The following is a 24,879-nucleotide window of genomic DNA, read 5'->3' as shown; positions in this document are numbered from 1 at the left end:
GTTTATGCCGGTTCTAACCGGCATAAACACTCACGAGGAGGTCAGGCGGAGGCGGCTGCGGCGGCTTCGGCGAGCGCCTTTTCGTCTTCCTCTCCGAACGTTTCCTCAAGCTGCTCAGGCGAGTAGTCGAGGTCGATCTGCTCGACCGGCGTGCCTCGTGCGGATTCGATCGCCCCGAGGCGGCGCTGGGCACGGTCAGCGGCGTACTGGAGCAACTCTTCCGGATCGTTGTCGAACGGGACTTCCTCGAACTGGTCCTGCACCCACTGGATCATCCCGAGCGCGTGCGGCAGCAGTTCGCCCATGCGTTCCTGCACCGCGTCCCACATCGCGTCGTCCGCGGCCACGTGCCTGCGGCAAGTAAAGGTGCCCCACGCCATGTGGCGGCGTTCGTCGTCGCCGATGTGGCGCACCAATTCCTGCATTCCCGGCAGGATCTGGTTCTGCGTGCAGATCAGCTGCCACGAGTAGTACCCGGTGAGCGCGAGGCTGCCTTCGATCACGTGGTTGTACGTCACGCTCGCGCGGATCTGGTTGAGCGGGCTGGGATCGTCCTCCAGCGCGCGCAGCGACTGCGGCAGTTCCTCGTAGAAAAGCTTGCGGTAGTGCGGGTTTTCCGCGACGTAGGAGTGCAGGTCGTCGTCCAGTCCGACCGCGTCCATCCAGCGGCGGAAGACCTCGACGTGTTTGGCTTCCTCGAAACAGAACTGCGTCAGGTACATCTCGTCGCCGAACCGGCCGGTGGCCGACATCGCGCGCATGAACGGCTGGATGTCCTCGGTCACCGCCTCCTCGCCCGCGATGAACTGCGCCACCAGGTAGGTGGTCGAGCGCTGCTGTTCGGGCGTCAGGCTGTCCCAGCCCTCGCGTTCCTTGCTGAAATCGAGGTCCGCCGGGTTCCAGAATTTCTTGTTCCCCTTGACGAACAGCCGCAACGGGAACGAGTCCCAGTTCAGGCCGCCCTTGCGCAGGGACGAGAATCCGCTGCGCAGCTCCGGAAGCGTCTCGGTCATGACTGGCCCTCTCGTTTCACTCCATTGTGGACGAATCGGTCGATGGCGGGGGCGAGCACCGCGAGGATCGACTCCGCGGCCTCGGGTGCGGAATGCGTCGGCAGCACCAGGTGGCTGAGCGACAGCCGGACCACCGTTTCGGCGAGCAGCGCGGCGGATTCCGGGGTGAGCCGGGGTTCGAGCGCGAGGTACTGCTGCGTCGCGAGTTCGGCCGACGCGGTGAGGATCGGCTCGCCGCGCGAGGTCAGCAAGGGCAGCAGATCCTCGCCTGCCTCGGTGCCGAGCGCCGCCGCGATCAGCCGGTTCTCCCTGGCGTGTTCGATGGTGTAGACGACCGCGCCGCGGATCCCCGTGAGCAAACTCTCGGCGTCCTCGAACCGGCAGCGGATGCCGTCGAGGAATTCCGCCGCGACGCGCAGCGCGACGGCCTGCGTGAGCGCCGCCTTGCTGCCGAACTCGTTGTAGACCGTCTGCCTGCTGACCCCGGCTTTCGCGGCGACGTCGGCCATCCGGAGGCCCTGATGGCCGCGGTCGGGAAGGAGATCCGCGGCCGCGTCCAGCAGCGTCTCGCGAAGCGTCGCCTTGGTCCGCTCGGTGAAGCTGGTCACACCGCCAGCTTGACACAGGCTGAATCTGTGTCAAGAACCTTTACCTGGATGGTCCACGTGTACAGCAACGGGAGAGGAATTGTCGGTGCGGACGGCTACCGTGTGGGCCGTGGGCATCACGGTGGGGTTCGACCTCGACATGACATTGATCGACCCGCGGCCGGGCATGGTCGCGGCGATGAACGCGCTGGGCAAGAAGTCCGGGCTGCCGTTCGACGGGGAGGCGTTCGCCTCGAACCTCGGTCCGCCGCTCGATCAGGCGCTGCGCGACTTCGGCGCGCCCGAGGACCGGATCCCCGAGCTGATCTGGCAGTTCCGCGAGCTGTACCCGGAGACGGTCGTGCCGAGCACGGTCGCGCTGCCCGGCGCGGCCGAGGCGCTGCACGCGGTCCGGGCGGCGGGCGGGCGGACGCTCGTGGTCACCGGGAAGTACGGGCCCAACGCGCAGATGCACCTCGACGCGCTGGGCATGCGGGTCGACGCGCTGGTGGGCGAGCTGTGGTCCACGCAGAAGGCGGCGGCCCTGCTGGAACACGACGCGCGGGCGTACGTCGGCGACCACCTCGGCGACGTGCGGGGCGCGCGAGCGGCCAGCGCGGTGTCCGTGGCCGTGGCGACCGGGCCGTGCACCCGCGAGGAACTGGCCGCCGAGGGCGCGGACGTGGTGTTCGACTCGCTGGTCGAGTTCCCCGAGTGGTTTGCCAGGACGTTCGTGGAGACCGCGGTGTAACCGCTGCTCAGCCGTGCTTTCCGGCGCGGGCTTCCTGGATCAGCGCGATCAGCCCGAGCAGCAGGCCGAGCGGCGTGATCACCCCGGCGGCCGCGCTGAGCCACACCGGCAGGTTCTCGAGCCCGGCGGCGAACAGCACGAACACCGTCGCCACCGCGAGCATGCCGATGGCGAACAGGCCGATGCCGAGCCGCATGAGGATCGGTTTGCCGGTCTGCTTCGCTTTGTTCTCCATGGGGGGTGAGAGTAACGGGACTATCCGCTTCTCCCCAGCGCCTGTGGCGAGATACGCTTGTCGGACGCGCGCCTCGAGATCGCTCGGGGCGCGTTCGTCGTGACCTGCACAGCAGAAGGACTGGTGAGGGAAGTGCCGACCGGCAAGGTCAAGTGGTACGACGCGGAGAAGGGGTTCGGCTTCGTCACGCAAGACGGCGGTGCGGACGTCTACATCCGCAAGGCCGCGCTGCCCCACGGCGTGGAGGGCCTGAAAGCCGGGCAGCGGCTCGAGTTCGGCGTGGCCGACGGCAGGCGCGGACCGCAGGCGCTCTCCGTCCGGCTGCTGGACCCGCCGCCGTCGGTCGCCGAGGCGCGCCGCCGTCCCGCGGAGGAGCTGCACGGCCTCGTCGAGGACATGATCAAGCTGCTGGAGCTGAAGGTCCAGCCGGACCTGCGGCGCAACCGGTACCCGGATCGCAAGAACACCAAGCAGATCGCGGAGATCATGCGGGCGGTCGCGCGCGACCTCGACCCGTGATCGGCGATGCCACCGCTTGAAAAACAGTGAAGGGCTCCGCGCGGGAATCCCGGCGCGGAGCCCTTCGCGGCTTTTCGAAGACTCAAGCAGGCTGGACCTGCAGCGACCACAGCGCCGTCGTGACCGCCTCGGCGTCGTTCGGGTCGCCGGTGCGGCTGACCACCGACGCCTGCGCGATCTCGACCACCACGATCTGGTCGTCCTTCGCGGGCGGGGTCGCGGTGTAGGCGTAGCGGTCGCGGGAGGTGATGATGTCCTCCTTGAGCGGCTGGGGCTCGCCCTTGCCGTTCACGTACTGCACGGTGACCTTCCACGGCGTCTCGGCGATTTCCTTCGGCACCGAGATCTGCACCGACCGGCCCGGGCGCACCTTGAGCTTGCCGGTCGCGCCGGGATTGGCCGCGCACACGCCGGATTTGATGTCGCAGTTGCCGATCGGCGCGACGTTGATCGTGTGCCCGTCGGCGTAGAAAGTCACCTCGGCCGGGCCCGGCGCGGAACAGCCGGCCACCGCGAAACCACCGGCCGCGAGCACGGCCACCACCCGGGAACGTCGCATGGCCCGAGATTACCGGCGGCCTCGCGCGGGCCCGGGGGCGGGGAAGCTGCCGGTCGGCTCCGGGCGCAACGGGCGATTGCCGCCGAGCCCGGGCAGGAGCGAACCGCCGCGCTGCACCAGGAAGGTCTGCGTCAGGCCGACCGCCAGCAAGAGCGTCACGACCAGGAAGCCGATCCAGTACGTCGGCGGCAGCAGCAGCCCGACCGCGCCGCCCATGCACCACGACAGCTGCAGCACCGTCTCGGAACGCCCGAACGCCGACGCGCGCGACTGCTCCGGCAGATCTTCCTGGATCACCGCGTCGAGGCTGATCTTCGCCAGCGCGCTGGCCGTCGCGCCGATGAGACCGACGATGGCCGCCGTGGCGAGGCCGGGCAGCAGGGTCGCGACCAGCGTGGTCACGACGCACGCCGCCACGCAGGCGACGATCACCTGGTCCGCCGAACCGAAGTGCAGCCGCGAACCCAGCGCGTTGCCGACGAATCCGCCGACGCCGGCCGCCGCGCCGATGATGCCCAGCAACAGCAGCTGCACGAACGGGCTGTGCCCGGCGTGTTCGGTCTGTGCCTTCACCGCGAAGGCGGCGAACATCATCAGGAACCCGGTCAGCACGCGGACGGAACCGTTGCCCCACAAGGCAACGACGATGTGCCGTCCCATCGGCTGGCGCCGCCGCTTCTGCTTCGGCTCCGGCCGCGCGGACAGCGACGTCGGGACCTCGCCCTCGGTCACCTCGACCCAGGACGGGATCCGCATCGACTGCACGGCCGCGGCCACGCAGATCGCGGCGGTGAACCACAGCGCGCCGGAGGAGTTGGTGAGGCTGCTCACGCCGCTGGCCAGCGCGCCGAACACGCCGCCCGCGATCAGGCCGAACACGGTGATCCGCGCGTTGGTCTTCGACAGCGTGATCTCCGGCGGCACCACGCGCGGCGTGACCGCCGCCTTCAGCACGGTGAACGACTTCGACAGCACCATCATCCCGAGCGCCGCCGGGTACAGCAGCCAGTCGTCGAAGTGCAGCGCCATCACCACGGCCATCAGGCCCTGCCCGATCGACGACACGCACATCGCGAGCCGGCGGCCGCGCTGGATCCGGTCCAGCGCCGGGCCGATCACCGGCGCGACGAGCGCGAACGGCGCGATCGTGATCAGCAGGTACAGCGCGACCTTGCCCTTGCTCTCGCCGCTGGTCGCGGCGAAGAACAGCGTGTTGGCCAGCGCGATCGCCATCGCGGCGTCGCTGGCGTAGTTCAGCATCACCGCGTACATCAGCGAGGTGAGGCCGGACTTGTCCGCGCCGTCCGCCTTGGTCGCGCGCTGGAACGCGCCGATCGCCTGTCCGCTCAGCTGACGGCTGCGCAGCGCGGCGACCCGCGTGACGGTGAGCTTCTTCGGCAGCTTCGGAATCGACCCGGCACCGGGGACGGCCGTGGTGTTCAGCGCTTCGTCCTGCAGATCGTCGACGCGAGGCTCGCCCGCGTAGCCGCCGGTGTCGTAGTGCTCGTAGCCGGCGCTGCCGGGCCGGTCCTCGTACGGCCGCGGGTGGACGGGCTCGGTGCGGTGGTCGCGCGGCGGGTACGGCCGGGCACCGCGCGGCGGCGGAGGCGGACGGTGTCCCATCGGGGCGGCACCGGTGGGCGCTTCGTCGGCGTTCGGCGTGAACGGCGGCACGTCGTCGTAGAACGCGCTGCGTCCGGGATACGCGCGAGGCGGTTCGGCCGGGCGGCCGCGCGGCGGTTCGGGCGGGATGCGCTCCGGACGGGCCCGCGGCGGCTCCGGCGCGTACTCCGGCGGAACCTGGCGAACGCGCTGGTCAACGGCCTGATCGACCCGGGTCGGCGGGGCCTCGCGCCACTGGCGGGCCCGTGCCGCGCCGGGCTCGGGAGTCCAGCGGCGCTTCTTCTTCCCACGGCCTTTGCCCGACTGCCCGCCGAGGGGGCTGTCGGAACCGGAGCGCGAGCTGAAGAGGGCCACGGTTCAATCCTGCCTCATCGGGGTCCCGCACCGCCCGCTCACGTGCCGGTTCGCTGATTTTCCGGGACGAACTTCACGCGGAACGACGACTGCCACAGCTTCCCGGTGAGGAGGAATTCGTCGGTGCCCGGGATGGCGGCGATGCCGTTCAGCACGTCCTCGCCGGGCCGGGCGGGCTTGCGCAGCCCGCTGGCGTCGATCTTCGCGGTGATCCGTCCGGTGTTGGCGTCGATGCGCAGAATCGTGTCGGTCTGCCAGACGTTCGCGTAGACGGTGTCGCCGACGCACTCCAGTTCGTTCAGCTGGTCCTGGCCGACCTCGACGGAACCGGTGACCGCAAACGTTTGCGGGTCCCGGAACGTGAGGCTGGATGACCCGTTGCTCATCACCAGCCGCCCGTTGGGCTGGTGGCACAGTCCCCAGCCCTCGCCGTCGTAGCGGACCCGCCGCAGCTCGGCGAGCGTCTGGGAGTCGCGCTCGATCGCGATTCCGTCGCGCCAGGTCAGCTGCCACAGCTTCGGCCCGAGCACCGTGATGCCCTCGGCGAACAGCGGCGACGGCACCGTCACCTGTTTGGCTGGCGTTCCGCCGGCCGGACCCGCGGTGAGCGCGGACTTGCCTTCGAGCCCGCGGCTCTCGTACAGCGTCGTGCCGGAGTACTCGAGCCCTTCGGTGAAGGCCGTCGAGTCGTGCGGCAGCGTTCCGAGCACCTGGACGGCGAGCTGTTCGGGCTGGGCGGGCACGGCTTGGGTGCCCGCGCATCCGCCGAGCACGGCGGCGGCCACCAGGGGCCAGACGATCCGGGTTCGCACGAGGAACAGCCTGGCACGGGCGGCGCGGATGCGTGCGGCACAATTGGGGGTATGACGCTGCTGTTGACCCTGGACGACGGCTCTCTCCACCGGAAGCTCGCGGACGCCGTCGAGGTGGCGCGGGAGGCCGTGCTGGCGGAAGCACCCGCTGACCAGGTCGGCGAGCACGTCGGAGTGGAACGCGAGGACGCGGTCTCGGCGAGCCACCTTTTCGAGGCCTCGGTGCCGGGCTACGGCGGCTGGCGCTGGTCGGTCACCGTCGCGGTGGCCGGGCCGGACGAGCCGGTCACGGTGAGCGAGCTCGTGCTGCAGCCGGGCCCGGAGGCCCTGGTCGCGCCCGCCTGGGTGCCGTGGGAGCAGCGCGTGCGCGCGGGCGACCTCGGCGTCGGCGACCTCTTCCCGGCGGACAAGGACGACCCGCGCCTTTCGCCCGCGTACCTCCAGTCGGACGACCCGGCCGTCGAGGAAGCGGCGATGGAAGTCGGCCTCGGCCGGGTGCACGTCCTCTCGCGCTACGGCCGGCTGGACGCGGCCGCCCGCTGGCACAGCGGCGAGTTCGGCCCGCGTTCGGACATGGCCCGGAGCGCGCCCGCGACCTGCGGGACCTGCGGGTTCTTCGTGCCGCTGGCGGGTTCGCTGCGCGGCTCCTTCGGCGCCTGCACCAACGACATCGCGCCCGCGGACGGGCACGTCGTGGACGTGGCTTACGGGTGCGGGGCGCATTCGGAGGTGCGGGTCGAGGTGACGTCCTCGGTTCCGGTCGCGGAGCTGGTTTACGACGATTCGCTGATCGACTTCACTCCCGCTCCGGAGCCGGCTCCGGAGCCGAGCGCGGTCGCGGACCCGGCGGTGGTCGAAGAGGCGGCGGCCGCGGCGGCGGAGGAAACCGCTGAGGTCGCGGTGGTGGAGCCGGAGACGGCTGCCGAGGTCGCGGTCGAGGAGGCTGCGGAAGCGGCTGCGGACGTTGCTTCGGATGAGGTCGAGCGCGTTGCCGAGGATCCGGTCGAGGGCGCGGACGTGGTCGAGTCGGGTGCTGAGGAGCCGGTGGCGAGCGTGGACACGGCCCAGCCGGTTGCCGAGGAGCCGGTCGCGGACGTGGCCGAGGCTTCGGCGGCGGGCACGGCGGTCGACGTGGTCGTCGAGGCGGTCGCGCCGGAGGCTGCCGAGGAAGGCACCGCCCCGGAGCAGGGTGACGCCGACGGGAGCGATGTCCTCCGGTGAACGAAGTCGCTGGGGGAGCGGCTGATCCTTTCGGGACAGTCCGGCTGCGGGAAGCGGTGCTGAGCGCCTGGCGCGATTCGCCCACCCGCTTCATCGAGGACACCAACTCCGAACGCGACCTGCGCGTCGGCGCTTATCGCGACCGGTTGTTCGTCGAATTGGCCCAGAACGCCGCCGACGCCGCGCAGCTCGCGGGCGAACCCGGGCGCATCCGGGTGTCCGTTGTGGACGGTGAGCTGCGGTTCGCCAACACCGGCGTGCCGCTGGACGCCCGCGGGGTCGAATCGCTCTCGTCGTTGCGGGCGTCGGCCAAGGAAGGGACCGTCGGCCGGTTCGGGGTCGGGTTCGCGGCCGTCCTGACCGTCACCGACGAGCCGCGCGTGGTTTCCACCTCGGGCGGGGTCGCGTTTTCCGCGCAGCGCACCCGGGAAGAGTCCGGTCGGAACGGCGACGTTCCGGTGCTGCGGCTGCCGTTTCCCGTCTCGGAGCAACCGGCTGACGGATTCGCCACCGAAGTGCGGTTGCCGCTCCGGGAATCCGGACAGGGTTTGCTCGACGGCCTGGCGAACGAGATCGAAGATCTCCTGCTGGCGCTGCCGTGGCTCGCTGAGGCCGAAGTGGACGGTCGCAAGTGGACGCGAAGCGGCGAGGAGATCGTCGAGATCACGTCGCCGACCGGGCAACGGCGTTGGCTGAAGCACGGAGTCTGGGCGGTCCCGGTTGACGCCGACGGGGTGCCGCAGCCGCTCGAGGACGATCTGCTTCACGCGCCGACGCCGACCGACGAAGGCCTTTCGCTCCCGGCTCGGTTGATTGCCGAGGTGCCGCTGGAGCCGTCTCGCCGCCGGGTGCTTCCGGGCGCGGAGCTCACTCGCGCGCTGGAGCAAGCGGCGAGCGAGTACGTCGAGCTGGTCCGGGCGGTCAAGCCGGAGCACCGGCCGATTCTGGTTCCCGCCGCGGGTTTCCCGCAGTCCACTGTGGACGCACAGTTGAAAGACCTCGTCTACGCCGCGCTCGCGCAGGAGCCCTGGTTGACCACTGTGGACGGTCGGGAGGTCTCCGGGCAGCAGGCCCGGGTGCTCGACGTCGACGGGCTGGCTCCCCTGCTCGCCGACGTCATTCCGGGCCTGGTGCAAGCGAATCCGCGACTGCTCAAGCCGGTGTCCGCGCAGATCCTCGGCATTGGCGACGTCCTCGAAGTCCTGACCGGCATCGACCGCGAGCCCGGCTGGTGGCAGAAGCTGTACGCGGAGCTGGCGGTCGCGGTCGAGAGTCACGCGCTCAGCGCGAATCAGCTCGACGGCCTGCCGGTTCCGTTGTCGGACGGGCGGACGTTGCCGGGCGTCAAGGGCGCGCTGCTCGTCGACGGCAGCAGCGAGCTCCGCGAACTTCTGTCCGATGTGGACGTTCCCGGTCTTCGGCTGGTGCATCCAGGTGCCGCGCATCAGCTCCTGGAACTGTTGGGGGCCAAGCACGCGGACGCGCGTCAGTTGCTCGAAGCGGAGCAACTGCAGTACGCGGTCGAGCACAGTGTCGCCGACGTTCAGTCCGGTTTGGACGGAATGAACCTCGCCGGTGCGGTGCTCCGCCTGGTCGCGGACTGCGGCGACCAGGCACCGGAATGGATCGGCGCGCTGGCGCTGCCCGCGGAGGACGGCTGGCGGCGCGCGGACGAGCTGGTGCTGCCGACGTCGCCGTTGCTGGACGTGATCGACCCCGAGGTGTTCGAACCCGGCGGCGCGCTTTCCGTGCTGGACGAGGAATTCGCGGAGGACTGGCCGACCGAGACCCTCGTCGCGGCGAAGGTGCTCGACTCGTTCGCGGTCGTGCGGGACGAGGATCCGCACGAGCCCGACCACCACCTCCCGGACGAAGAGCAGTGGTGGGATTCGTTCGAGCAGCCGCCGACGACGGTCGTATCCATCCGGGACCTCGACCTCGTCGCGGACGACGCCTGGCCGGACGCGCTCCGGCTGATCGCGTCCCGTCCGGAAACCTGGCAGGCACTGCACAGCCCGGACGGGCACGCGGGCTGGTGGCTCGCGCGCTACGCCCTGCTGGCCGGCGAAGCCCCCGGCTCTTGGCGGCTCGCCTCGGCGACTGCGCTGGCCGGCCTGTACGACCCGGTGCCCGACCTCGGGCTGAGCGACGACCTGCTTCGCGCGGTGGGGGTCCGCACCGGACTGGATCTGGAGACCGCGGAAGACGTCACCGATCTGCTCGAACGGCTCGGCGATCCAGACCGCACGCCGACTCCGGGCCTGATCGCTCGCGCCCACGCGGCGCTCGTGGCCGCGCCGATCGACATCTCGGACGTCGACGCGCCCGCCCGAGTCCGCGCGGCGGACGGGAGCGTCGTCGAAGACGCCGTGGTGCTGGACGTCCCGTGGGTCGCGGCCGCGCTCGACCCGGCGAAGCTCCTCGTCGCGCCCGCCGAACCCGAGCGGTTGGCGGAACTCCTCGACGTCCCGGTCGCGAGCAGTCTGAAAACCGAGGTCGAGAGCACCGGCGAGTACGTCGCGTGGGCCGACCTGCCCGCCCTCGCGCTCGCCGTGGACCAGCTCGGCATCGCGCTGCCGGACGGCGGGGTGCTGCTGCACGACCGGCTCACCGTGTCGGTCGAGGGCGAGACGGCCGAGGTGCCGTGGTGGTCCGACGACCGGCTGCACGCGGCGGACACGTCCGAGGGGCTGGCGCGCGCCTTCGCGTGGGCGAGCGACCGCTGGGCGGAGCGCTATCGCATCACGGCGTTGCTGGAAGACCCCGCGCCGCGCACGCTGCTGAACTGACGCGGTTAAAGCCGCTGCGCGGACTTGGACCCGCGCCGGGCCGCCGCGCGCTGCCAGAAAATAATCCCGAATCCGATGAACCCGAGCGCGATCCCGGCGATACACGTCTGTAACCAGACGCCTCCGCTCGTGAAGAAAAGCACCACGAGCGCGACAAGCCAGAGCGCAGTACCTACGATCACCACCGGCGTCAGGTCGGTGAGCCGCTTCGGCAGGTCCGGCGTGTGCCGCAACGCGGCCGGAGCGTCCGGGGCACTGGTCGGTTCGTCCACAGGGCAGAGCTTACCCGGACGGAAACAGCGAGACAGGCGGGGAAATGGCGGAGCAGCGCGAACGGGCCGGGTCCACACTGGACCGCTTCTTCCGGATCAGCGAACGCGGGTCGAGCACGGGACGGGAGATCCGCGGCGGCGTGGTCACGTTCGTGACGATGGCCTACATCGTGGTACTCAACCCGCTGATCATCGGCAGTTTCGCGGCCGACACCCCGTCCGCGCACAAGGACGTCCTCGGCCACATCCTCCCGGTCCCGCAGGTCGCCGCGGTGACCGCGCTGGTCGCCGGCGTGCTGACGATCCTGATGGGGCTGGTCGCGAACTATCCGTTCGGCATCGCCACCGGCCTCGGCATCAACAGCCTGCTCGCGGTCACCATCGCGCCGCAGATGAGCTGGCCGGAGGCGATGGGCCTGGTGGTCATCGAGGGCGTGATCATCGTCCTGCTCGTGCTCACCGGCTTCCGCACGGCGGTGTTCCGCGCCGTGCCGCCCGCGCTCAAATCCGCGATCGCGGTCGGCATCGGGCTTTTCATCTGCCTGATCGGCCTGGTCGACGCCGGGTTCGTGCGCCGGCTGCCGGACGACGCGCACACCACGGTGCCGGTCGGGCTCGGCATCGGCGGTTCGATCGCCTCGTGGCCGACCGCGGTGTTCGTGGTCGGGCTGCTGCTCACCGCGGTTCTCGTGGCCAAGCGCGTCAAGGGCGCGATCCTGATCGGCGTGCTCGGCTCGACGGTGCTCGCGATCGTGGTCGAGGCGATCGTGAAGGCCGGGCCGTCCAACGGCACCGACCCGAAGGGCTGGAACCTCGGCTACCCGGCGCTGCCGCAGAAGGTCGTCGGCCTCCCGGATCTGTCGCTGGTCGGCGACGTGTCGTTCGGCGCGTGGACCCGGCTGCCGATCATCACCGTGGTGCTGCTGGTCTTCACCCTCGTGCTCGCGGACTTCTTCGACGCCATGGGCACGATGACCGGCCTCGGCAAGGAAGCCGGTCTGGTCGGCAAGGACGGCCAGCTGCCGAACGTCGGCAAGGCGCTGTTCGTCGAGGGCCTCGCGGGTGCGGCCGGCGGGTTCGGCTCGGCCAGTTCGAACACGGTGTTCGTGGAATCCGCGTCCGGCATCGCGGAGGGCGCGCGGACCGGGCTGGCGAACGTCGTGACCGGGCTGCTGTTCATCGCCGCGATGTTCCTGACCCCGCTGTACCAGGTGGTGCCGGTCGAGGCGGCCGCGCCGGCGCTGGTCGTGGTCGGCGCGCTGATGATGGCGCAGGTCCGCGACATCGACTTCACCGATTTCACGATCGCGCTGCCCGCGTTCCTGACGATCGTGGTCATGCCGTTCACCTACTCGATCGCCAACGGCATCGGCGCCGGATTCGTCAGCTACGTCGTGATCCAGGCGGTCACCGGCAAGGCCCGGAAGGTGCACCCGCTGATGTGGGTCATCGCGGTGGCGTTCGTCGCGTACTTCGCGGTCGGGCCGATCCAGGCCGCACTCAGCTGACCGGCGTAAACCGGAACCTCAAGTCGTGAGGTATGCTAACTATATGTCCGGCGACCCGCACGAGCGTTCCCTGGCGAGCCGCTTGCGTCTCGCGGTGGTGCGGCTCAACCGCAGGCTCCGGGCACAGCGGGTGGCGGACGACGTGTCGCTCACGCAGATCGCGGCGTTGTCCACCCTGCACAAATGCGGTCCGCTGACCCCCGGTCAGCTCGCCGCGAAGGAAGGCGTCCAGCCGCCCTCGATGACGAGGGTCATCGCCGCGCTCGAGGAGATGGGGTTCGTCGAGCGCAGGCCGCACCCGACTGACGGCCGTCAGGCCATCGTCGAGCTGTCCGACGACGGGCTCGCGTTCGTGCGCAAGGCCATCTCGGTGCGGGAGGCGTGGCTGGACCGGCAACTGGCCGAACTCGGCGAGGAAGAGCTCGAAGTGCTCTCCCGCGCCGCGGAGATCATCGACAGGATGGCGGGGAACTAGCACAGGTGACGACCACGGGTAGCGAAACAGGATGTCCGGCCCAATCCACTGCTACCCGGGACACGGCGCCGCCGCCGTCCGGTTCCGCTCCGCCCGGCCCCCGTTCCGTCCCGGCCGGGAAATCGTCTTCCGCGCCGGAACCCGCCGGCGCCGCGGAAACCAAGACCAGGCGCACGATGTTCTCGTCGCTGCGCGTCCGGAATTACCGGCTGTTCTTCAGCGGCCAGGTCATCTCGAACATCGGCACCTGGATGCAGCGCATCGCCCAGGACTGGCTGGTGTTCACGCTGTCCGGCAACGACCCGGTGGCGCTCGGCGTCGCGGTCGCGCTGCAGTTCATCCCGACGCTGCTGCTGTCGCTGTGGGCGGGCGTGCTCGCCGACCGCGTCGACAAGCGGCGGCTGCTGATGCTGATCCAGTCGGTGAACTGCCTGCAGGCCGTGCTGCTCGGCGTGCTCGACCTGACCGGCGTCGCCCAGCTGTGGCACGTCTACCTGCTGTGCGTGATGCTCGGGACGACCTCGGCGATCGAGGTGCCGACGCGGCAGTCGTTCGTCGCCGAGATGGTCGGCCGCGACCAGGTGGCGAACGCGGTCGCGCTGAACTCGTCGATCTTCAACATGGCCCGCATCGTCGGACCGGCCATCGCCGGGTTCGCGATCACCTGGGTCGGCACCGGCTGGCTGTTCATCGCGAACGCGGCGAGCACGCTCGCGGTGATCGCCGGGCTCGCGCTGATGAATCCGGCCAAGCTGTTCCGCGGCCCGGCGATCCCGCGCGCCAAGGGCCAGCTGGTGGAGGGCCTGCGCTACGTGCGCGGACGGCCGGACCTGGTGACCGTCATGGTCCTGATGTTCTTCGTCAGCACGTTCGGCATCACCTACTTCACGTCGCTGCCGATCGTGGCCGCGAACGTCTTCCACACCCAGGCCGACGGCTACGGCCTGCTCTCGACGCTCGTCGCGGTCGGCACCTTCACCGGCGCGCTCGCGTCCGCGCGGCGGGGCGTGAAGAGCCGCCCCCGGGTACGGCTGATGCTGGTGTCGGCGGCGCTGCTCGGCGCGTTCGAGTTCATCACCGCGTTCATGCCGACCTACCTGGCCTTCGGCATCGGGCTGATCCCGCTCGGGTTCGCCACGATCACCTTCCTGAACACGGCGAACGCGCTGGTGCAGACGTCGGTGTCGCCGGAGATGCGCGGCCGCGTGATGGGCATCTACGTGCTGGTGCTGATCGGCGGCAACCCGATCGGCGGGCCGATGACCGGTTGGATGGCCGACGCGTTCGGCGGCCGGTCGCCGTTCTACATCGGCGGCGCGGTTTCGGCGGTCGCGGCGGTGGTGTGCGCGGTGGTGCTGATCCGGCGCGGCGGCGTCCGGATGCCGCGACGGCTCGGCAACGGCCTGCGGATCCTGTCGCGGGAACGGGTCTGACCTGCGGAAATGGCTGCTCGCAGGCGCTGGGACCGCCGAAAGTTGTCACTCCGGAGGGTGAGACTGAGGTCTCCGCTGAGATGGTCTTGCCGTCGTCGGTGAGGTTAGGCTAACCTCATACATGTCCGCTTCGTGGTGGGAGCGGCAGTCAGTTCGGGAACGGACAGAGCCCCGCAACCTGGGAACCCCGGGAGGCGGGGCTCTGTTCATGGTCGGGGCTCTTCCCCGCGAGGGCAAGGCCGTTCACGGGGTTGGGCGTCAGGAAGCGTGCGGGGTCGGCTTCGGGGCCTCCAGCGGATGCTCGCCCGGCCGCATCGGAAGACGGCGCAGCCGCAGGCCGAAGTACACGTGGTACGCCATCCGCACGGCCTCGTCGTTCGGCAGCAGCACCTCGTGGCGCACGCCGTCCACTGTCTCGATCAGCCGGTCGCCGGACAGCGTGACGCGGCCTTGGGCGGTCGGGCGGGAACAGGTGAGGGTCTGCGTGAAGTGCGACTTCGGCGACGTCGACTGCCACCACGCCATCGGCGCGAAGTCCGACAGCTCCCGCCGCCGACGCTCCAGGCGGTACTCGGGCTTGCCGTCGCGCAGGACGTCCACGTCGCCGTACGGAGCGTCCAGGAGGAGGTAGTCGCCCTCGGGGTCGCTCTGCGGTTCGACCGCGGACAGCGCCAGCGGCTGCCGGCTGAACTTGCCGAAGCCGACGTCGACCAGGTACTGCTCGTCGTCGAGCCGGACGAGGATGGCGGCGTGGTCCAGCGGCGGACCGGGTACGCCGGCGTCGGTGAAGACGCGCGCCGCGTGCAGCGTCGCGGTGAAGCCCAGCTCCCGCAGCAGGCCGGCGAAAAGACCGTTCAGCTCGTAGCAGAATCCGCCGCGGCGACGGCGCACGAGCTTGTCGAAGAGTGCTTCTTCGGTGAGGTCGATGGGTTCCCCGAGGTGCACGCTCAGGTTCTCGAACGGGACGTGCATCAGGTGCCGCTCCTGCAGCAGGCGCAGCGCGGCCAGGTCGGCCGCGGGAGGCACCGGCAGGTCGAGGCGAGCGAGGTAGGCGTCGACGTCCATGGGTTCCACTCTCACACCTCCAGTGCACTCCAGGTCAAGCGAAAAAACGGGGCCCGGCCGTTTCCCGGCCGGGCCCCGGGGTGCGCAGCGGGCCTCAGCTGAGCAGGAGGCCGTTGCCGCCGGCGACGGCGTTGTCGAAGCGCTTGCTGATCTCGGCCCAGTTGAAGATGTTCCACAGGGCGTTGACGTAGTCCGGCTTCACGTTCTTGTAGTCGAGGTAGAACGCATGCTCCCACACGTCGACCAGCAGGATCGGCACGGTCGGCAGGATCAGGTTGTTGTGGTGGTCGCGCAGCTGCTGGGTGATCAGCGTCTTGCCGATCGGGTCCCACGACAGCGCGCCCCAGCCGTTGCCCTGGATGGTGGTGGACACGGCGGTGAACTGGGCCTTGAACTTGTCGAACGAGCCGAACGCCTCGTCGATCGCCGCGGCCAGCTCGCCGGTCGGCTTGTCCCCACCCTCGGGGGAGAGGATCTTCCACCACACGACGTGGTTGGCGTGCCCGGCCAGGTTGAACGCCAGCGTCGTCTCCAGGCCGACGATCGAGCCGAAGTCGCCCGCCTCGCGCGCGGCGGCGAGCTTGTCCAGCGTGTCGTTCGCACCCTTGACATAGGTCGCGTGGTGCTTGCTGTGGTGCAGCTCGTTGATCTCGCCCGAAATGTACGGCGCGAGGGCGCCGTAGTCGTAATCGAGTTCGGGCAGCTCGTACCGGGCCATGGGCCCTCCTTCTGATCGACGCGCGGTTTTCTAGGCGGCTTCCCGTGCGGGAGCCTGCTGAAACCGAGCCTCGTACTTCAAGCTAGGTGGAGGTCAACTCGCTGTGACCCGGCTCATGCCGCCGGGTCGCGGTACCGCGCGAGGTCGAGGGCCAGTTCGTCGAACACCGCGACGTTGTGCTCGAACGCGACCACGGATTCGTCGATCACCCGGGCCCGGTCTTCCTCGCTCCACGGCGCTTCGTCCAGCTTCGCGCGGTAGCGGTCGCGGAACGCGGGGGCGCTGCCGATGTCGTCGAAGCGGTAGAAGAGCGTGCCCGCCTCGGCGAGGTCGAACTTCTTCTCGAGCAGCCGCCGGATGATCTGGCCGCCGGCGATGTCGCCGAGGTAGCGCGTGTAGTGGTGCGCCACGAACCCGCCGGACCAGCGTGCCGCCTCGGCGATCCGCGCGGTGTAGGCCTCGGTGGACGCGAGCGGGGCGATCTCGGTGCGCCAGCCGGGACCGACCAGCCGGGCGAGGTCGCGTTCCAGTGCGGGCAGCCGGCGCAGTTCCTCGAACACGAACTGGCCGCCGACCGGGTCGTCGGCCATCGCGTCGCCGGCCCGCTCGATCGCCTGGTAGATGAAGTAGTACTGGGTGGCCAGCGCCGCGTAGCCCGCCAGCGTCAGCTCGCCGCCGAGCAGCGCGTTCATGTACGTGGAGTGATTGGCCTTGTCGTGCACCGCCCGCGTGGACGCGCGCAGCTGTCCGGAGAACGGGCTGGCTTCGAGGTCCGCGGTCACCGTCATCAAAGGCCTCCCGGGCATCTTTCTGACAAGCTGTCAGAAAGAACTGTAGGCCACGACTGGTACTTAGGCTAGCCTAAAATCAGCTGTTTTCACTCGAACCGACCGCTCGGCGCACGAACCGCACGGCGGCTTCGACGGCGTCTTCCAGCTGGTCGGCGGGCACGTCGATCACCTGACGGCTGCCGAGCGCGGCGGTGATCATCGGGACCACCACGTCGAGGTCCTGGGCGGGCCAGCTGCCCGCGTCGACTCCGGCGAGCAGCACCGAACGCAGCTGTTCGATGATCGGGTCGGCGTGCGCGCTGATCCGCTGGTACGCCGCGGGCGCGAGCGCGGACTCCAGCGCGGTGCCCGGCGGAAGGTGGTGTTCGGCCAGCACGCGCAGCTGCAGCCGCACGAATGTGGCCAGCTGGGCGACCGGGTCCGGTTCGGCGTCCACCGCCGCGCGCAGCCGCTCGACGTACCGGGCGGCCTCGTCCTCCACGAACGCGACGAGCAGGCTTTCCTTGTCCGGGAAGTGGTTGTAGATCGCGGTGCGGCCGAGCCCGGCCTCCGCGGCGACCCCGGCGAGCGTGATCGCGTCGAACCCGCGTTCGTACAGCTGCGCGCGGACGACGTCGAACACCCGTGACCGCACTTCGCGGCGGTGCGCTTCGAGCGAACCGCCCAGCACCTTCGGCACGCGCGCCACCCCCTTCCCGTGCGAAACACTTTAGGGGACCCGCGCGAAACGGCTCAGTCGTCGAGCGTCCAGGTGTGCACCGGCTCGCCGTTCTCCGACAGCTCCAGGTACCGCCGCAGCATCCAGTTGAGCGCGGTTTCGCGGTCGGCTCCGCGTTCGTGCGCGCGCAGCACGTAGTCGCGCTGCCAGGTCGCACCGTTGCGGCGGGCGAGGCAGCGGCGTTCGATGATGCCGAGATAACGCACGCGTGCCTCGTCGGAGACGTCCGAACGGCGAAGGCCCTCGTGCGCCAGCGGCAGCAGCACGCGCAGCGCCAGTTCGTCCGGCGGGATCCAGCCGATGCCGGGCCAGTACAGCTGCGCGTCGAAACCCTTGCGCGCGCCCTCGTACAGGTTTTCTTCCGCGGCCTGGAACGACATCTGCGACCAGACCGGCCGGTCCTGCTCCGCGAGCGCGCGTTGGGCGCCGTAGAAAAACGCCGCGTTGGCCACGATGTCGGCGACCGTCGGACCGGCGGGCAGCACGCGGTTTTCCACGCGCAAGTGCGGCAGGCCGTCGACTACGTCGTACACCGGCCGGTTCCACCGCCAAATCGTTCCGTTGTGCAGCCGCAGTTCGGAAAGCTTCGGTGCCTGCCCGGATTCCAGCGCCTCGATCGGGTCCTCGATGTCCGTCTCCGGCAGCAGACCCGGGAAATAGCGGACGTTTTCCTCGAAGAGGTCGAAGATCGACGTGATCCACCGTTCGCCGAACCACACGCGCGGCCGGACGCCCTGGTTTTTCAGTTCCTCCGGCCGGGTGTCGGTGGCCTGCTGGAACAACGGGATCCGGGTTTCGTGCCACAGCGCCTTGCCCAGCAGGAAAGGAGAGTTCGACGCGAGCGCGATCTGCACGCCGGCCAGGCATTGCGCGGCGTTCCAGTGCGCCGCGAATTCCTCGGGGGCGACCTGCAGGTGCAATTGGACCGAGGTGCAGGCGGCCTCCGGAAGAATGGATTCCGCGTAGTGCCGCAGCCGCTCCGGCTGTGCCCCGGGCAACGCCGGGCCGTCCATCGCGAGCGCGATCCGCTCGCCGCGGGCGGCGAAGATCTCGTCGTTCAGCGACGAATAGCGCGTTTTGTGGGAAAGCCACTTTTGATCGAAATGTTCCGGCCCCAGCGTCGGCAGAATGCCGATCATGGCCACCGACGAGCCGGTGTGCGCCGCGCTCTCCTGCGCTTTCGCCAGGTAGGAGTGCAGGTCTTCTTCCAGCCGCAGCGCGGAATCCCCGGCGAGCGGGCGCGGCGGCACGTTGAGTTCCAGGTTGTGCTGGCCGAGTTCGGTGGTGAACGACGCGTCGTCGAGCGCCTCCAGCACGACCGAGTTGGTCATCGACGGGCGCAGTTGCCCGTCCACCAGATTCAGCTCGACTTCGAGGCCGATGTTCTTGCGGGGAAAGGAAAAACTGCCGTCGGTGAGCATCCTCGCCAGGGTGTCCAGGCAGCGCTGGACCTTCCGGCGGTACCGTCCGCGATCGAGCCGGCCGGGATGTGCCGAGAGATCCGTACCCATGGTTCGACGCGCTCCTTGGCTGCTGTCCGCAGTGGTCTGGGCGGCTAGGACGCCAGGCAGACCACCGTCGCACAGCGAGTCGCCATGGGCTAGCGGCCAAACTGGTGCTCTCCGTCACCGGCGGTTGACCCTGCGCGTAACTACGCCGTTTGCCCTAACCCGGCCGCGCGTTCGGACCAGTGGGCACGGGTTCGGCCGGGTGCGAGACTGTCCGATGTGGCTCAACTGATCTTCACCGAGGACCGGGCGCATCCGGGCCTCGACGATTTCCGCGACCTGTCCACAGCGGACCGTCGCCCGGACCGCCCAGGCGGGCGCGGGCTGGTGATCGCCGAGGGAACCGTCGTGGTCGGACGGCTGCTCGCGTCGCGTTATCCGGTGCGCGCGCTGCTCGGCGTGGAGAGGCGGCTGCGGGAATTGGAAGACGAACTCGCCGGCGTCGACGTGCCCGCGTACGTGACGTCCGCGGAGACGATGGCCGACGTGGTCGGATTCCATCTCAATCGCGGCGTGCTCGCGGTCGCGGACCGCCCGGAACCGCCGACGGTTTCCCAAATCGTGGACGGCACGCAGGTTTTGGCCGTGCTCGAAGGGGTCGGCGATCACGAAAATCTCGGCGCGCTGTTCCGCAATGCCGCCGCGCTCGGCGTCGGCGGGGTTTTGCTCGGTCCAGGTTGTTCGGATCCGCTTTACCGGCGCAGTGTGCGCGTTTCGATGGGACACGTGCTGCGCGTCCCCTTCGCGACTTTCGACAGCTGGCCCGGCGGCCTGGATGTCCTGCGGGCACGGGGTTTCACGGTGGCCGCGCTCACACCGCGCGCGGATTCCGTACCGCTGCGCGGATTGCGCGAAAAGGTGCCGGGACCGATCGCGCTGCTGCTCGGTGCGGAGGGACCGGGACTGACGGACGAGGCGATCGAGGCCGCGGACGTCGCGGTCCGCGTGGAGATGGTGTCCGGCGTCGACTCGCTGAATGTCGCCACGGCCGCGGCGATCGCCTTCCACGAGGTCTCCGCGGGGGTCGCCCCACTAGAGTGACCCCCGGCACGTTTCTTGCGGGGAGGGGCACCCATGGAGCTGCGGATCCGCGGCGAGCAGGCGGTGCTCGCCGGGCCGGGCGGCGAGCACGCGCGGGAGGTCGACCCGCGTCGCCTCGCGATCGGTGCCGACCTGGCCCAGGCACTGCACGAATGGGCGCGCGTGGCGTCGGCGGTGGCGCGCTCCGACTCCGACGTCGATGTCGCCGGTTCGGTCGTGTCCCAACGCGGACGGCAGCTCGCCGCGCGACTGGCCGCCGTGATGGGCACCCAGGTGCGGTTCGTCGATCCGGTGACCGGCGTGGAAACGGTGGTCGAACCGCCGCCGCGACCGGACCAGCCTGCGCGCCCACCGCTTCCCGAGGAGCCGACGCCGTGGGCCACTGGGCTTACCGTGTCGGCGTTCGCGGCCGCCGTGGTGATCGTCGCGATGCTCGCGCTGGCCGGGACGCTCGCGCGCGAGACGAGCACGTGGCTGGCGCTGATCGCGTCGCTGGTGGTCACCGGCGGGGTCGCACCGTCGCTGTGGCTGGGCCGCAAGGTGCCGATCTTGCGCTGGGCGGTATACGGCGCGGGCGGCGGTCTGGTGCTCGCGTGGATCGGTGTGCTGGCCACGGTGTTCTGACTCCCGGATACTGACCCGATGGCCCCGCTCGACAAGCTGCGCGCGCTCTGCCTCGCCCTGCCCGAAGCGACCGAACGGCTCAGCCACGGCGAGCCGACGTGGTTCGTCCGGGGACGCAAGACGTTCGTGATGTTCGCTGACCGGCACCACGACGACAAAGTCGCGTTCTGGTGTCCCGCGCCGCCCGGGGTGCAGGAGGAGCTGGTGCGCACCGAGCCGGACCGGTTCTTCCGGCCGCCCTACGTCGGGGTGCACGGATGGCTCGGCGTACGGCTGGACGTGGACGTCGACTGGGGCGAGGTGGAGCAGATCGTGCGGGAGGCTTATCGGCACGTCGCGCCGAAGAAGCTGGCTGCTCTGCTGGACACCTGACCCTGACCGGCGCTTGCCGCTTCCGGTGGGCTCGCCGCGCTGCGGAGGCAACCCCAATGTGGCATTGGGGCGCTGGAAAACCGGAGTGCGTCAGCCGCGCTGGGTGCGGACTCCCAGCAGCACGTCTTCCCACGACGGCACGATCGGATGGTTCTTCTTCGCCTTCGTGCGCGGCTGCTCGGCGTCGTCGCCGTCGGACTCGCCGGGGACGTGCGGGATCTCGCGGGTCTCCTCGGCGCCGTCGTCCGGGCCCTCGATGGCGCGCGGTTCCTCGACGGCGTCGAGGGTCGGCTGCACCACCGAATCGCGAGCGGGGGCCAGCGCGCGGACCGTGCGCGGGGCGACGTACGAGTTCGGGTTCAGCAGGACCTCGGCGTTTTCGTCGAGCGCGTGCACCGTGCCGCCGTGCGCGCCGGGCGAGAACGACCAGTGCGCGCGGTTGTCGGAGCGGCCCGCCTTCCAGCGCAGCACGACGACCCACTTGCCGTCGTCGCCGCGCCACGCGTCCCAGGCGGCCTGGTTGTAGTCGTGGCCGCGGACGCCGAACGCGTAGGCGATGACCTCGCCGAGCGTCTGGACGTCGGGCCCGTCCTCGCGGACCGGGTGCGCCGACTGCGCGAGTTCCGCCGTGCGGGACCGTTCGAGCAGCACCGGATAGGCGAATCGCTCCACCCGCTGCGTCGAGACGCCCGCGCTGCTCGCGACCTGCTCGACGGACTCGCCCGCGCGGATTCGCGCCTGGATCTCGCGTGGCCGCATCTGGCTCTCCAACTCGATCTCGATCTGGCCCAGCCGGGCTATGTCCCCCCTCGCCGCCGCACGCAGTCTCTCGTCGGCCGGGAGCAGGAAGCGGGTACGGCTCGCGGGGTCCTCCAGCACGAGGGACTTCCCGTCCTCGTGCAGCCCGACCACCCGCAACGCCCGCATTTCTCGCCTCCCCGGTGTCACCTTTGTGGGTGCCCACGTTAGAACGGCGCGTCGGCTTGACGTGCGAGGCGCGCCGACGCCTCACCCATCCGAACTCAATCCGACGACACTTTCCCGGCCATTTTCGCGGCGGCGGAGATCGGCGACCGCCGTGACACGCCGACCACGGTCCGTCACGAACGAGTGGTCATCGACGCGAACCGCCCCGCGAGCCGGGGTGGCTGGCGGGGCGGTTTGGGCGTTTTCGGCGCGTTGTGGATTCAGCCGAGCCGTTCCACGACGTATTCGATGCTCTGGGTGAGCTTGGTGACATCGTCCGGGTCGATCGCCGGGAACAGGCCGACGCGCAGCTGGTTGCGGCCCAGCTTCCGGTACGGCTCGGTGTCGACGATCCCGTTGGCGCGCAACGCCTTCGCGACCGCGGCCGCGTCGACCTCGTCGGCGAAGTCGACCGTGCCGACGACCTGCGAGCGCAGCTCCGGGTTCGCCACGAACGGCGTGGTGTACGAGGTTTTCTCGGCCCATTCGTACAGCCGGGTCGAGGATTCCTTGGTGCGCGAGGTGGTCCAGTCGAGGCCGCCCTGGCCGTTCATCCACTCGATTTGCTCGGCGAGCAGGAAAAGCGTGGCGACGGCGGGGGTGTTGTAGGTCTGGTCCTTGCGCGAGTTGTCGAGCGCGGTGGTGAGCGACAGGAATTCGGGGATCCAGCGGTCGCCGCCGCCGATCTCGCCGATCCGCTCGATCGCGGCGGGCGAGGCGAGCGCGATCCACAGGCCGCCGTCGGAAGCGAACGACTTCTGCGGCGCGAAGTAGTAGACGTCGAAGTCCTCGGCCTTGACCGGGAGGCCGCCGGCGCCGGACGTCGCGTCGATCGCGACCAGCGCGCCGTCGCTGCCCTCGGGCCTCCGCACCGGCACCGCGACGCCGGTGGAGGTCTCGTTGTGCGCCCAGCCGACGAGGTCCGCGCCGTGGGAGTAAGCGATCTCCGGCGCGCTGCCCGGGTCGGCCTTCACCACGATCGACTCGCCGAGGAACGGGGCCTTGTTCGTCACGGTCGCGAACTTCGACGAGAACTCGCCGTAGGTGAAGTGCTGGGCGCGCTCGCGCACGAGGCCGAACGCGGCGGCGTCCCAGAAGGCGGTCGTCCCGCCGTTGCCGAGGATGACCTCGTACCCGTCCGGGAGGGAGAACAGCTCGGAAAGCCCGGCGCGCACGCGGCCGACGAGCGACTTGACCGGCTTCTGCCGGTGCGACGTGCCGAGGTAGGTGGAACCGGACCGGGCGAGGGCGGCGAGCTGCTCTTCGCGAACCTTCGAGGGTCCGCAGCCGAAGCGGCCGTCGGCCGGCTTGAGGTCTGCTGGGATCGTCAACTCAGCGTCGGTCATGTGCTTAGTCTCTCAGGTCGGGACAACGCAGGTAACGGCGGTTGGCGGGTGTCCGGCATGTGGAATCCTGACGGAAACGCACGGTTGCCGCCCGGGTTGCGCTCTTCGGCTTGGCGGCGTTGGGACGGCCGTGGGACGCGACTGCGCTGAACGGCGGGCGGGCCGCGCCGCGAGTACCCGGCCTGGACGCCGACGAATCCGGCGTCCAGGCCGAAGCGGGACGAATCAGCGCCATCCGCCCTCGTCCAGCCCGCCGGGGATCGGCGCGGCCGGGTCGTACGGCGTGCGGCTGAAGATGAACGTCGCGAGGTTCAGGTGGTTCGCCGTCCCGTCCGCGTCGCGGCCGACGGTGAGCGTTTCGCCCGCGTAGTAGCCGTCCAGGCCGATCCAGGTGTCCGGGCCCTCGGGGCGGAACCGGGAGGCGCGCCCGGCGCCGACGGCGGGGTTCAGCGAGATCAGGCCGTCGCCCTGCACGCGCAGGAAGTACGGCGACGGGCCCCAGTGCCACAGCCCGGTCAGCGCGAGCAGGTCCGGGTCCACAGTGGACGGGAACCACTCGTCGGGCAGCGCGGGCTCGAGGTCGTCGGCGGTGGTGATCAGGTCGAGGCAGAGCTGGGTGATGCCGACGCCGCCGGTCGAGTTCGCGAGGCACAGCGCGCCGGTGCCGGTGCGCGGGTCGACCAGCGTCGCGGCGAGGAAGCCGGGCATCGAGCCGGTGTGCCCGGCCAGGTGCCTGCCCTGGTAGCGCACGACCATCAGGCCGAGGCCGAACCCGGTCGACCACACCTCGGTGTCGTCGACGGTGTTCATCGTCCGCATTTCGTCGACGGTGTCGGCGGACAGCACGTCGCCGGTGTGGCCGCCGAGGAACGACGTCCAGCGGCCGAGGTCGGTGACGGTGGACCAGAGCTGGCCGGCCGGGGCCATCGCGCCGGCGTCCGGCCACTTCTCCGGCAGCAGCACGTCGGCGAACGGGTGCACGGCGAATCCCTCGGCGTGCGCGCCTTCCGGATGCGGCGTCGTGCGGTTCATGCCCAGCGGGGTAAGGATTTCGTCGCGCACGACGTCGAACCACGGCCGCTCGCGGTGCCGGGCGACCAGTTCGCCGAGGACGCCGTAGCCGACGTTCGAGTAGTGGAATTTGGAGCCGGGACGCAGCTTCGTCGCGTCCTTCTCCAGGCTCGAGACGAGCGCCGCCCAGTCCGCGCCGGGCGAGCGTTCCCACCATTGGCCGGGCGATTCCGACGTGAGGCCCGAGGTGTGCGACAGCAGTTGCGCGATGGTGACCGAACCGAACGCGGTGCCCGGCAGGTGCCGCTCCAGCGGGTCGGTCAGGTCGAGTTTGCCCTCGTCGCGCAGCCGCATGACCGCGGTCGCGATCATCGTTTTGGTGATCGACCCCAGCCGGTACTGCGTGTCGTCGTCCGGGCGCCGGTCGCCGACGCGGCCGCGGGCGCCGGACCAGACGACCTCGCCGCCTCGGACGACGGCGGCGACGAGGGACGGGGCGCGACTGACGGACTGCTCGTGTGCGAGCCGTCGGTACAGGGCGAGTTCGGTGGTGTCGAGCATGGCCGTC

Annotated in this window: 25 protein-coding genes; 10 read left to right on the top strand and 15 right to left on the bottom strand. The window is 70.1% G+C overall.

The annotated features are described in order from the left end of the window. Nucleotides 1-41: 41 nt before the first annotated feature. The gene (locus SSMG_RS34715) at nucleotides 42-1,013 is read right to left on the bottom strand and encodes a R2-like ligand-binding oxidase (RefSeq protein ID WP_009083906.1); all 972 of its coding nucleotides are present in this window, start codon (nucleotides 1,011-1,013) and stop codon (nucleotides 42-44) included. Continuing rightward, nucleotides 1,010-1,621 carry a TetR/AcrR family transcriptional regulator gene (locus SSMG_RS47395; protein WP_037715829.1) on the bottom strand — a complete coding sequence of 204 codons (612 nt, stop codon included), beginning with the start codon at nucleotides 1,619-1,621 and terminating at the stop codon, nucleotides 1,010-1,012. Before SSMG_RS47395 ends, SSMG_RS34715 begins: the two co-directional genes overlap by 4 nt. Nucleotides 1,622-1,730: 109 nt before the next feature. Here SSMG_RS47395 and SSMG_RS34705 point away from each other — a divergent pair, with 109 nt between their 5' ends. Next, nucleotides 1,731-2,351, top strand: a complete 621-nt coding sequence (locus SSMG_RS34705; RefSeq protein ID WP_037715826.1) for an HAD family hydrolase — start codon at nucleotides 1,731-1,733, stop codon at nucleotides 2,349-2,351. Between the two features lie 7 nt (nucleotides 2,352-2,358). Here the strand turns inward: SSMG_RS34705 and SSMG_RS34700 are convergent, their stop codons facing one another. Further along, nucleotides 2,359-2,586, bottom strand: coding sequence for a hypothetical protein (locus SSMG_RS34700; protein ID WP_009083901.1), 228 nt, complete (start codon nucleotides 2,584-2,586; stop codon nucleotides 2,359-2,361). Between the two features lie 132 nt (nucleotides 2,587-2,718). Here SSMG_RS34700 and SSMG_RS34695 point away from each other — a divergent pair, with 132 nt between their 5' ends. Further along, on the top strand, nucleotides 2,719-3,105 hold the full coding sequence (locus tag SSMG_RS34695) for a cold-shock protein (RefSeq protein WP_037718500.1): 387 nt from the start codon (nucleotides 2,719-2,721) through the stop codon (nucleotides 3,103-3,105). Nucleotides 3,106-3,187: 82 nt separating this feature from the next. Here SSMG_RS34695 and SSMG_RS34690 read toward each other — a convergent pair whose 3' ends face one another. The 3 genes from SSMG_RS34690 to SSMG_RS34680 are packed head-to-tail and all read right to left on the bottom strand — an operon-like array spanning nucleotide 3,188 to nucleotide 6,453. Next, a complete protein-coding gene (locus tag SSMG_RS34690) occupies nucleotides 3,188-3,664 on the bottom strand; it encodes a DUF2771 family protein (RefSeq protein WP_009083897.1) in 477 nt (158 codons plus the stop codon). 9 nt (nucleotides 3,665-3,673) lie between these two features. Then, nucleotides 3,674-5,641 carry an MFS transporter gene (locus SSMG_RS34685; RefSeq protein ID WP_037715822.1) on the bottom strand — a complete coding sequence of 656 codons (1,968 nt, stop codon included), beginning with the start codon at nucleotides 5,639-5,641 and terminating at the stop codon, nucleotides 3,674-3,676. Nucleotides 5,642-5,679: 38 nt separating this feature from the next. After that, complete coding sequence (locus tag SSMG_RS34680; RefSeq protein WP_009083894.1) at nucleotides 5,680-6,453, bottom strand: glutaminyl-peptide cyclotransferase; 774 nt, start codon at nucleotides 6,451-6,453, stop codon at nucleotides 5,680-5,682. A 51-nt stretch (nucleotides 6,454-6,504) separates the two neighbouring features. Between SSMG_RS34680 and SSMG_RS34675 the strand changes: the two genes are divergently transcribed. Both SSMG_RS34675 and SSMG_RS34670 read left to right on the top strand, forming a co-directional pair. After that, complete coding sequence (locus SSMG_RS34675) at nucleotides 6,505-7,674, top strand: DUF3027 domain-containing protein (RefSeq protein ID WP_009083892.1); 1,170 nt, start codon at nucleotides 6,505-6,507, stop codon at nucleotides 7,672-7,674. After that, nucleotides 7,671-10,463 carry a sacsin N-terminal ATP-binding-like domain-containing protein gene (locus SSMG_RS34670; RefSeq protein WP_009083890.1) on the top strand — a complete coding sequence of 931 codons (2,793 nt, stop codon included), beginning with the start codon at nucleotides 7,671-7,673 and terminating at the stop codon, nucleotides 10,461-10,463. Before SSMG_RS34675 ends, SSMG_RS34670 begins: the two co-directional genes overlap by 4 nt. A gap of 5 nt (nucleotides 10,464-10,468) precedes the next feature. Here SSMG_RS34670 and SSMG_RS34665 read toward each other — a convergent pair whose 3' ends face one another. Beyond that, entirely contained in the window at nucleotides 10,469-10,735 is a 267-nt protein-coding gene (locus SSMG_RS34665) for a DUF2530 domain-containing protein (RefSeq protein ID WP_009083887.1), read from the bottom strand. Nucleotides 10,736-10,779: 44 nt separating this feature from the next. On the opposite strand from SSMG_RS34665, the gene SSMG_RS34660 reads away from it, so the two are divergent. The 3 genes from SSMG_RS34660 to SSMG_RS34650 all read left to right on the top strand — a co-directional run bounded on the left by SSMG_RS34660 (nucleotide 10,780) and on the right by SSMG_RS34650 (nucleotide 14,151). After that, complete coding sequence (locus SSMG_RS34660) at nucleotides 10,780-12,243, top strand: NCS2 family permease (RefSeq protein ID WP_009083884.1); 1,464 nt, start codon at nucleotides 10,780-10,782, stop codon at nucleotides 12,241-12,243. Nucleotides 12,244-12,286: 43 nt separating this feature from the next. Then, on the top strand, nucleotides 12,287-12,718 hold the full coding sequence (locus tag SSMG_RS34655; RefSeq protein ID WP_009083883.1) for a MarR family winged helix-turn-helix transcriptional regulator: 432 nt from the start codon (nucleotides 12,287-12,289) through the stop codon (nucleotides 12,716-12,718). 176 nt (nucleotides 12,719-12,894) lie between these two features. Then, nucleotides 12,895-14,151 carry an MFS transporter gene (locus SSMG_RS34650; RefSeq protein ID WP_037715821.1) on the top strand — a complete coding sequence of 419 codons (1,257 nt, stop codon included), beginning with the start codon at nucleotides 12,895-12,897 and terminating at the stop codon, nucleotides 14,149-14,151. A gap of 258 nt (nucleotides 14,152-14,409) precedes the next feature. Here the strand turns inward: SSMG_RS34650 and SSMG_RS34645 are convergent, their stop codons facing one another. The 5 genes from SSMG_RS34645 to SSMG_RS34625 form a co-directional block, all read right to left on the bottom strand. Next, complete coding sequence (locus SSMG_RS34645) at nucleotides 14,410-15,216, bottom strand: arylamine N-acetyltransferase (protein WP_037715819.1); 807 nt, start codon at nucleotides 15,214-15,216, stop codon at nucleotides 14,410-14,412. Between the two features lie 94 nt (nucleotides 15,217-15,310). After that, on the bottom strand, nucleotides 15,311-15,934 hold the full coding sequence (locus tag SSMG_RS34640) for a superoxide dismutase (protein WP_009083877.1): 624 nt from the start codon (nucleotides 15,932-15,934) through the stop codon (nucleotides 15,311-15,313). Nucleotides 15,935-16,047: 113 nt separating this feature from the next. Next, the gene (locus SSMG_RS34635) at nucleotides 16,048-16,722 is read right to left on the bottom strand and encodes a heme oxygenase (biliverdin-producing) (RefSeq protein WP_009083876.1); all 675 of its coding nucleotides are present in this window, start codon (nucleotides 16,720-16,722) and stop codon (nucleotides 16,048-16,050) included. 79 nt (nucleotides 16,723-16,801) lie between these two features. Further along, nucleotides 16,802-17,404 carry a TetR/AcrR family transcriptional regulator gene (locus SSMG_RS34630; protein ID WP_037718491.1) on the bottom strand — a complete coding sequence of 201 codons (603 nt, stop codon included), beginning with the start codon at nucleotides 17,402-17,404 and terminating at the stop codon, nucleotides 16,802-16,804. A gap of 53 nt (nucleotides 17,405-17,457) precedes the next feature. Then, nucleotides 17,458-18,954 (bottom strand): glutamate-cysteine ligase family protein, encoded by a 1,497-nt coding sequence (locus SSMG_RS34625; protein ID WP_009083872.1) that lies wholly within the window; start codon nucleotides 18,952-18,954, stop codon nucleotides 17,458-17,460. Nucleotides 18,955-19,170: 216 nt separating this feature from the next. Here SSMG_RS34625 and SSMG_RS34620 point away from each other — a divergent pair, with 216 nt between their 5' ends. The 3 genes from SSMG_RS34620 to SSMG_RS34610 are packed head-to-tail and all read left to right on the top strand — an operon-like array spanning nucleotide 19,171 to nucleotide 20,988. Next, nucleotides 19,171-19,992 (top strand): RNA methyltransferase, encoded by an 822-nt coding sequence (locus SSMG_RS34620; RefSeq protein ID WP_037715817.1) that lies wholly within the window; start codon nucleotides 19,171-19,173, stop codon nucleotides 19,990-19,992. Between the two features lie 33 nt (nucleotides 19,993-20,025). Continuing rightward, on the top strand, nucleotides 20,026-20,616 hold the full coding sequence (locus SSMG_RS34615; RefSeq protein WP_009083867.1) for a DUF2537 domain-containing protein: 591 nt from the start codon (nucleotides 20,026-20,028) through the stop codon (nucleotides 20,614-20,616). Nucleotides 20,617-20,634: 18 nt separating this feature from the next. Next, nucleotides 20,635-20,988, top strand: a complete 354-nt coding sequence (locus tag SSMG_RS34610) for an MmcQ/YjbR family DNA-binding protein (RefSeq protein WP_009083865.1) — start codon at nucleotides 20,635-20,637, stop codon at nucleotides 20,986-20,988. A gap of 90 nt (nucleotides 20,989-21,078) precedes the next feature. Here SSMG_RS34610 and sepH read toward each other — a convergent pair whose 3' ends face one another. From sepH to SSMG_RS34595, 3 genes are all read right to left on the bottom strand, one after another. Then, nucleotides 21,079-21,915 carry a septation protein SepH gene (gene sepH, locus SSMG_RS34605; protein WP_009083863.1) on the bottom strand — a complete coding sequence of 279 codons (837 nt, stop codon included), beginning with the start codon at nucleotides 21,913-21,915 and terminating at the stop codon, nucleotides 21,079-21,081. A 260-nt stretch (nucleotides 21,916-22,175) separates the two neighbouring features. Beyond that, a complete protein-coding gene (gene serC, locus SSMG_RS34600; RefSeq protein ID WP_009083862.1) occupies nucleotides 22,176-23,300 on the bottom strand; it encodes a phosphoserine transaminase in 1,125 nt (374 codons plus the stop codon). A 225-nt stretch (nucleotides 23,301-23,525) separates the two neighbouring features. Further along, nucleotides 23,526-24,872 carry a serine hydrolase gene (locus tag SSMG_RS34595; RefSeq protein WP_037715815.1) on the bottom strand — a complete coding sequence of 449 codons (1,347 nt, stop codon included), beginning with the start codon at nucleotides 24,870-24,872 and terminating at the stop codon, nucleotides 23,526-23,528. Between the last annotated feature and the right edge of the window lie 7 nt (nucleotides 24,873-24,879).

It is taken from the genome of Streptomyces sp. AA4, from assembly GCF_000158875.1.
Classification (GTDB): Bacteria; Actinomycetota; Actinomycetes; order Mycobacteriales; family Pseudonocardiaceae; genus Amycolatopsis.
The sequence above is the reverse complement of the archived record's forward strand: the minus strand, read 5'-3'. Positions and strand labels throughout refer to the sequence as shown.

Excerpts from the sequence above, each read along its gene's own strand:
- SSMG_RS34645 (WP_037715819.1), bottom strand. The coding sequence starts at position 15,216 with ATGGACGTCGACGCCTACCTCGCTCGCCTCGACCTGCCGGTGCCTCCC.
- SSMG_RS34690 (WP_009083897.1), bottom strand. The coding sequence starts at position 3,664 with ATGCGACGTTCCCGGGTGGTGGCCGTGCTCGCGGCCGGTGGTTTCGCG.
- SSMG_RS34625 (WP_009083872.1), bottom strand. The coding sequence starts at position 18,954 with ATGGGTACGGATCTCTCGGCACATCCCGGCCGGCTCGATCGCGGACGG.
- SSMG_RS34610 (WP_009083865.1), top strand. The coding sequence starts at position 20,635 with ATGGCCCCGCTCGACAAGCTGCGCGCGCTCTGCCTCGCCCTGCCCGAA.
- sepH (WP_009083863.1), bottom strand. The coding sequence starts at position 21,915 with ATGCGGGCGTTGCGGGTGGTCGGGCTGCACGAGGACGGGAAGTCCCTC.
- SSMG_RS34715 (WP_009083906.1), bottom strand. The coding sequence starts at position 1,013 with ATGACCGAGACGCTTCCGGAGCTGCGCAGCGGATTCTCGTCCCTGCGC.
- SSMG_RS34595 (WP_037715815.1), bottom strand. The coding sequence starts at position 24,872 with ATGCTCGACACCACCGAACTCGCCCTGTACCGACGGCTCGCACACGAG.
- SSMG_RS34675 (WP_009083892.1), top strand. The coding sequence starts at position 6,505 with ATGACGCTGCTGTTGACCCTGGACGACGGCTCTCTCCACCGGAAGCTC.
- SSMG_RS34640 (WP_009083877.1), bottom strand. The coding sequence starts at position 15,934 with ATGGCCCGGTACGAGCTGCCCGAACTCGATTACGACTACGGCGCCCTC.
- SSMG_RS34700 (WP_009083901.1), bottom strand. The coding sequence starts at position 2,586 with ATGGAGAACAAAGCGAAGCAGACCGGCAAACCGATCCTCATGCGGCTC.
- SSMG_RS34660 (WP_009083884.1), top strand. The coding sequence starts at position 10,780 with ATGGCGGAGCAGCGCGAACGGGCCGGGTCCACACTGGACCGCTTCTTC.
- SSMG_RS34650 (WP_037715821.1), top strand. The coding sequence starts at position 12,895 with ATGTTCTCGTCGCTGCGCGTCCGGAATTACCGGCTGTTCTTCAGCGGC.
- serC (WP_009083862.1), bottom strand. The coding sequence starts at position 23,300 with ATGACCGACGCTGAGTTGACGATCCCAGCAGACCTCAAGCCGGCCGAC.
- SSMG_RS34635 (WP_009083876.1), bottom strand. The coding sequence starts at position 16,722 with ATGACGGTGACCGCGGACCTCGAAGCCAGCCCGTTCTCCGGACAGCTG.
- SSMG_RS34655 (WP_009083883.1), top strand. The coding sequence starts at position 12,287 with ATGTCCGGCGACCCGCACGAGCGTTCCCTGGCGAGCCGCTTGCGTCTC.
- SSMG_RS34615 (WP_009083867.1), top strand. The coding sequence starts at position 20,026 with ATGGAGCTGCGGATCCGCGGCGAGCAGGCGGTGCTCGCCGGGCCGGGC.